This window comes from Microvirga sp. HBU67558 (genome assembly GCF_018069605.1).
Classification (GTDB): Bacteria; Pseudomonadota; Alphaproteobacteria; order Rhizobiales; family Beijerinckiaceae; genus Microvirga; species Microvirga terrae.
Window position 1 is genome coordinate 1 of sequence record NZ_JAGPUP010000390.1, and the last position, 6,370, is coordinate 6,370.

A 6,370-nucleotide genomic window follows, 5' to 3' on the forward strand; every position below is an offset into this window, starting at 1 on the left:
TCGTAACCATAGCGGTCACACCGTTCCCCTAACCGGTGCTCACACCGTTCCCCTAACCGTTCCAGGCGAATCATGGCCGACGACCACTACCCCGATACGTCCCTGGACGATGATTGGTGCTCGATCAGCGAGGCCGCTCGCCGTCTTTCCGTAACGCCAACAGCGATCCGGAACAGGATCAAGCGCGGCACCCTGGAAGTCAGGCCGAACGGCAATTTCGGGCGGCTGGTACGGGTGCCCCGCACGGTTCCGGACACGGTGCCTGATACGGTTCCCCTCACCGTTCCCGAACCCGTTCTTGACCAGATCACCGATGTCCTGGTGCGCGAGCTTCGGGAGCGTGTCGCAGACCTTCAGGCGCGAGCGGCGGCGGCGGATGCCGAGAGGACTGCCACTCAGCAGGAAGCGGCACGGGAGCGCCTCGCAGCGGCCCAGGAGCGCGAAAAGCTCCACACCGCCCTGGTAGACACCACCCAGCGCCTCGACCGGCTCCACGAGGCGCGGCAGGCCGACCTGAACCAGCATCGTCAGGAGATGAACGAGCTACAGCGCCAACTGGACGATCTACAGCGTCGTCCGTGGTGGCGTCGGATATGGGCCGCATAGATGGTGAGACCAGAACAAGGCGATCTCTTCATTGTCACATCAATCGACCCGCCTTTGCGCGACAACAGGGATGCGATGGAGCATCCCTTTTTGTCATTACAGAAGCGGCGAACAAAACCGATCATCTACGATAATGGATCGGCGCACATCGAGGTTCATGCCCCCGAAAAATTTGGCATAGCCACGATTTGGGATTGGGACATCATCATTGGCCTGTCATCACAGATAAACGATGGAATAGAAGCAGGACGTAAACCATCACCACGCATTAGCTTTGCGCCATATAACTTGTTGCGATCTATTGGAAGAAATACAGGCGGTAAGGACTATCGAGAGCTTGCTGCCGCGATTCGGCGGCTGCGAATGACAACAATCATCACCAACGTCCGAAGCGATGATGGTGCAGGATTGGAGCGCCCATTTTCCTGGCTCAGCGATTACGCAATCCCGACCACGTACACTTCAACGGTGCTTACTCCGGACGACCACCAGGGCGATGCCGATCCGACGCGACCTTGGGAAGTGGAGCTACCTGGATGGCTCTATAACGCGATCATTCGCCGTCGCGATATTCTCGCCGTTCATCCAGCCTACTTCAGCATCACGAGCGGAATCGGACGCGCTCTGTACCGGCTGGCACGGAAATCCGTTCCAGCGACCGATCCCCAGGTCTGGAACTTCCGGATGGATACCCTGCACCACCGGCTCGGGGTCACGTCATCGCGCCGTGAGTTCGCGAGACAGGTCAGGGAGATCGCGGCGGCAGATACCTTGCCCGAGTACACCCTTCACGTCCGCAAGCACGAAGGGCATGAAACCGTGACTTTCTCCCGAAATAAGAGCAAGCCGCCCAGACCACGCCGAGGCATCTATCGCCCGTGATCATTGCGCTGAAGTATCCATCAGAACCATTGTCAGCCCCAGCGTTTCGCCATCCAAATCCGGTCATGCCCTGGTGGGCGATCCCGCAAGCGGCCAATCTCGGCATAGCCCTGCTTCTGGTAGAACCCAATCGCCTGGAACGTCGATGTCGTTAGTTGCGAGCCAATCGCGCCATGCGCTCGGGCTACATCCTCAGCCAAGCCCAGTAGGCGGGAGCCATAGCCCTGTCCACGCAGGGCTTCATCCACCCAGAAGTGATCTACCTGAAGCCAGCAGAGGACAACCATTCCACGAATGCCCCCGCGCACTTGGTTGTCATCATCGCGCATGAGCAAGGTCAGAGGGACACGCGGTAAGTTGCCGGTTTGCTCAATCATGTGAGCCCCCAGGCCAGCCGTCACGACATCCGCTCCGGAAGGATTGGCTTCCTCAAGAACCTCGATCTGCATGTGATCGCCTTCAGATTTCGCAACACTATTTCGCTGCGTCCTCTGCAATAAACCATACTTACCCTCTCCAAGCGCAAGGGCATTGTGGATTCAGTCGGGGTATCGCCCACAATCGAGACGGGGTATCGCCCACAAATCATCGGGGTATCGCCCACACCCAGGAACGCGGAAACCCAGGTTCAGCAAGCATTTCAGCCTCGGGTTTCGGCCCGTAAACTCTGAAACTCTCTCTACGAGAGTCTTCTAAAACGGCAGGGCTCTGTGGACAAAACCCCGACTTACTTTCGATCTCGAAGATGTTCGGCCATTGTCCATCATCAAGCAGAAGGATGATCTGAACGTCATGGATGGGTTTACGTTCACGTCGAACATTTTGACGTTCATATCAAACGTGATTGCCTCATTAGCATGGCCTGCGGTCGCGATCTTCCTGATCTATCTCCTCCGATCCCACCTGGGCGACTTGGCAGAGCGCCTGCGCGAATTGACTCTCCCAGGCACAAAGGCGGTTTTTGCCGAGAAGTTGGATCAAGCTCGTGAGAAGTTGGAGGAAATCGAGGTTAAAGGTGACGTGTCGAAGCCTGTAATCGAGGAAGCCGATGAGAACCTATCAGATGATGAGAAGTATCTCAGGCTCGCCAGGGATTACCCAGAAGCTGCAATACTGTACGCATTCAAAGAAGTCGAAGAGACGCTTCTGGAATATCACGATTTATTTCCAAAGGCGAAGAAGCGTAATCTGAACAGCATCGTCACTGGACTCCTTAATGTAGGAGTAATCAGCGACAGTATCGTGGGAATGTTTCATGCCGTCCAAGATACAAGGAACACCGCCGTTCATGCGAAAGCTGGCGCAATATCTACAGGCAGTGCTATCGAATACCGCAGGCTGTGCAAGATTCTTGCGTCAGAGCTACGTGATGCAATCAGTAAGCTCCCACAAATAACGAGAATGATGGCGCAGAGCTTGAAGAAAGAGAGCATCAAGGAGCCAGACATGATGTCTCCCAGCAATTGATGCGAGGTTGAAACGACGTTATCAGGCCGCTCAGGTAAAGCATGGGATCACAGAGTATGAGCGTTCTGGACAAGATCAAAGTTGTTGAATGGCATCCGCGTCCGCGCCAGAGGAAGCCGGTTGCAGATCAGGAAGAGAAGCGGCGCACGAAGTTCGTGACGTTTCTGGAAGAGCAGAAGGTTCTTGCTCAAGGCGGAACGCTGAAGAAGAAATCGAAGAAGCCACCGCGTCATGCGTTCTATGAGGCCAACGGAGAATGGTTATTCGAGCCTCGATACGGGACGAAGCTCGTGACCATCAAAGACGGCAAGGCGCTCTGCGTCGCGGGGAAGACGCTCGATGATGTTGTCAAACTGATTGATACCCTGGTCGCTGCGACCAAGGCTAAGGAACTCGATAAGGCATTGGCCGAAGCTGCCGAACGGAAAGCTGTAGGAAAATAATCTCTAAGTCTCCTATGTGTACCCCGGAACTCCAAGGGAAAAGTTGGTTTTCCGGGGTATGTAGTTAGAGATTACTTCTTTGACCTGAACTCAGTATCGAACCCATCATACAGAGCATCAATAAACCTCAACCAAGTGAGACCGTAATGTGCTCCATACTTGACTGGAACATTACCGAGACCTCCCGTTGAGTAATGCGGCATACGTTTGTGTGAGTATGACGCCAGATTCGTGATCGCTTCTTCAACGGTTTGCTTCTTCTTCAAGTTTTTAGCCATCGTCTGCCATTTACCGGTCCACCGTGCGAGGGCATTCTTCAGATCATCCGGCGTCCTCTTACCGAGGGCGATGACGAAATGGACATGGGGCACCAGGAGCCTCTCATCAGGAGCGAGCGGCGTCACGTCATATCCCAGGCTTTCGAGCAGTTCGTACCGATGCGTTTCGGGTTCGAGTTCACGATGCAATTCCAGTTCGTAGGCACCGCGCCAGATCACCCCAGATAGGTGTCGGCCTCGGGTCAGCCCGAGCCAATCAGCCTCGAAGGCCGCGATCATCTTTTGGACCTGGATCAGGATGTCAGCCTGGGCGCTGGCGCTCTTGGCTTCCGCGTCCGTGACCCGAATTGCCCCGAAAATCACCGTCACCCACCGCAGATCGGATCGCTCATGCGTGAGCAGGCAGCGCCATGATGGCGCGAGTGTGTAGCTCCTCGACATGCTTCCGGATCACCGGAATGCCAATGCGAAGAACACGCCGGTCGGCACGTCCGTGAACGAGAACTCGATCTCGCCCGTGTTGATGTCGCGGCGGCGCGACCACTTGTGGCCGTTGCCATGATCTACGTGCTCCAAGCACCAGCCATATGGCTCATCCCAACGGGCGAATTGTTCCTCTTCGTTGGTGGGAGCAGCCAGCGTAACGATATGGGGAAGACGATGTGTGACGGGACCACGCGGATCACGTCGGGCGGCAATTTGCGCTTTGAGCGCAGTTAAATCAAAAGGTGGTTTCATGGTTTTTTATGAATACGTTTAATCAATCTGGACAATGTTGCTTGATGGCGCTGGTTTTCGTCAATTTCTTTCTGAGCAATTCTGGCGAGTTTTATCGCTCTTATTTCCGGATCGGGCTCAAGGGATGCCATTCGCCGCTGCATCTGTAGATCATTGATCTTCGAGCGGTGCTTTTTACATTCTTCGTCTTTCTTCATCCGGAGATCAGCCGTCCGCTGCATCTCCTTCCAGGCCGCGCCTGGGCCAACACTCTTCCGTGGTTTCCTCGGCTTCATGCTTGGAAACCTCTGCGAAAAACGACAGCTTTGAAGCCAGCGCGTCGATCAACTTCGTTGAAGTACGTCGAAAGCGCCGACGAAGGGCATTGCTGTAACCCGCGCACATTCGCGACCGAGTAATGCGCCCAGGCATATACGTCGGGCTTCAAAACGATTTTAGGGAACTCGGTTAGGCGGACCTGGATCGAACCCTTGAACGCATCCTCGAATGTGATCGGGTGAACACGTCCCAGGTGGATCACGCCATTGTACTGGGCCTTCCAAGTCCCATCAGAATAGGCGGGAGAGAAGAAGCCGTAGCAACGCGCCGAGGCCCATCGGTCGTCCTGGCGCTGTCGGCGATCAAAGACACCACGTAGATGCTGCCGCAGATCACGAATACCTTCCAGAAGGGACTGAGGGTCTGAATATGATCCGGTTTCGGTCCGAATCTTATTCAGCCGATGGCCGGTTTCGGTAAGAGCCCAGTCTGATACTGCGTCGGCAATGATACGTGCTCGAAATCGTCGGCAGCGGTCGCAGCTTGGAGATCGGCACCAGTACCAGTGCCCATTGTTCGTTCGGCTTCCGCACATCTGAAGCTTGTCTCGGAGAGATGATGCAGTGAAGTCGGATCGAATTAGTTTTGTCGTTGTCCTCATGTTGAAACCTGGATGCACATTGCATCTTTATTTAGTTTCAGTCTTGAACAACGGCCAAGCTTCGAGTATCTATTTCTTCAGAAAGAATGTACGGATCGAGGCGGTAAACTATGGCTGGCAAGGAAAAAATCAAAGCATTGGCCTACCTCAGAACGTCTTCATCATCGAACATCGGCGTCGATAAGGACTCTGATAAAAGGCAGCGTTCTGCGATCCAGGCATTCGCGAAACGTGCTGGATATGAGATCGGTGATGAGTTCTATGATCAGGCGGTTTCCGGTGCTGATGCTGTTGATGTCCGCCCTGGCTTCAAGAGCATGATGGAGCGGCTGCGTAGCGATGGCATCCAGGTCATCATCGTTGAAACTGCAAATCGCTTTGCACGAGACCTGATCGTTCAAGAGACCGGCTATGAGATGCTGAAGGAGCGCGGGATCACGCTGATCGCAGCCGACAGCCCCGAATCGTTCATTTCGGATACTCCTACGGCAGTCCTCATTCGTCAGGTGTTGGGCTCCGTGAGCCAGTTCGAGAAGGCCATGCTCGTTGACAAGCTACGTGTTGCGAGAACCCGCCTTCGTGAGAAGGGCCTCAAGGTGGAGGGGCGGAAGTCCTACCAGGAAATCGACCCGAAGATGGTTGCCCTGGCGAAGAAGCTTCGTCGGTATCCGGTTCATGGCCGCAGGCGTTCCCTCAGCGAGATTGCGAGCGAGCTTGCCAAGGCAGGCTACATGACCCGTAACGGCAAGCCCTTTGCAAAAACTGCCATCGCCAAGATGGTGGCGGCATGAAATGGGCGACTGCTTCCGGTTCGTATCGTTACCGTCGAGATGCTTCAAAAGCATGGACCGTGACGAACTACTCCTGCCGCGTTCGGCAGCAGAGCGAAGCCTTGTTGATGCAGGAACTGCGTCGTCTACGACCTGGATGTGACGTTGAGTTGGTTTCGATCCGGTGGCGTGATTAACCAATTCGTAACCATAGCGGTCACACCGTTCCCCTAACCGGTGCTCACACCGTTCCCCTAACCGTTCCAG

Annotated in this window: 9 protein-coding genes; 5 read left to right on the forward strand and 4 right to left on the reverse strand. The window is 55.0% G+C overall.

What is annotated here, in order from left to right:
• The first annotated feature begins 72 nt into the window (after positions 1–72).
• Both KBI52_RS02640 and KBI52_RS02645 read left to right on the forward strand, forming a co-directional pair.
• Positions 73–606 (forward strand): hypothetical protein, encoded by a 534-nt coding sequence (locus KBI52_RS02640; protein ID WP_210805129.1) that lies wholly within the window; start codon positions 73–75, stop codon positions 604–606.
• A complete protein-coding gene (locus KBI52_RS02645; RefSeq protein ID WP_210805131.1) occupies positions 607–1,488 on the forward strand; it encodes a replication initiator protein A in 882 nt (293 codons plus the stop codon). It begins immediately after the preceding gene.
• A gap of 32 nt (positions 1,489–1,520) precedes the next feature.
• On the opposite strand, the gene KBI52_RS02650 is transcribed toward KBI52_RS02645, so the two are convergent.
• Positions 1,521–1,937: an N-acetyltransferase gene (locus KBI52_RS02650; RefSeq protein WP_210805133.1), complete on the reverse strand. Its 417-nt coding sequence runs from the start codon at positions 1,935–1,937 to the stop codon at positions 1,521–1,523.
• Between the two features lie 307 nt (positions 1,938–2,244).
• On the opposite strand from KBI52_RS02650, the gene KBI52_RS02655 reads away from it, so the two are divergent.
• Both KBI52_RS02655 and KBI52_RS02660 read left to right on the forward strand, forming a co-directional pair.
• Positions 2,245–2,955: a hypothetical protein gene (locus KBI52_RS02655; RefSeq protein ID WP_210805135.1), complete on the forward strand. Its 711-nt coding sequence runs from the start codon at positions 2,245–2,247 to the stop codon at positions 2,953–2,955.
• Between the two features lie 56 nt (positions 2,956–3,011).
• Positions 3,012–3,398, forward strand: coding sequence for a hypothetical protein (locus KBI52_RS02660; protein ID WP_210805137.1), 387 nt, complete (start codon positions 3,012–3,014; stop codon positions 3,396–3,398).
• A 71-nt stretch (positions 3,399–3,469) separates the two neighbouring features.
• Here the strand turns inward: KBI52_RS02660 and KBI52_RS02665 are convergent, their stop codons facing one another.
• Genes KBI52_RS02665 through KBI52_RS02675 form a run of 3 tightly spaced genes read right to left on the reverse strand, consistent with a single transcriptional unit; the run spans position 3,470 to position 4,689 of the window.
• On the reverse strand, positions 3,470–4,117 hold the full coding sequence (locus KBI52_RS02665) for a hypothetical protein (protein WP_210805139.1): 648 nt from the start codon (positions 4,115–4,117) through the stop codon (positions 3,470–3,472).
• Between the two features lie 9 nt (positions 4,118–4,126).
• On the reverse strand, positions 4,127–4,414 hold the full coding sequence (locus tag KBI52_RS02670) for a hypothetical protein (protein ID WP_210805141.1): 288 nt from the start codon (positions 4,412–4,414) through the stop codon (positions 4,127–4,129).
• Positions 4,411–4,689: a hypothetical protein gene (locus KBI52_RS02675; RefSeq protein ID WP_210805143.1), complete on the reverse strand. Its 279-nt coding sequence runs from the start codon at positions 4,687–4,689 to the stop codon at positions 4,411–4,413. The genes KBI52_RS02670 and KBI52_RS02675 overlap by 4 nt, the downstream gene beginning before the upstream one ends.
• A 754-nt stretch (positions 4,690–5,443) precedes the next feature.
• On the opposite strand from KBI52_RS02675, the gene KBI52_RS02680 reads away from it, so the two are divergent.
• Positions 5,444–6,124, forward strand: a complete 681-nt coding sequence (locus KBI52_RS02680; RefSeq protein WP_210805145.1) for a recombinase family protein — start codon at positions 5,444–5,446, stop codon at positions 6,122–6,124.
• Positions 6,125–6,370: the final 246 nt, after the last annotated feature.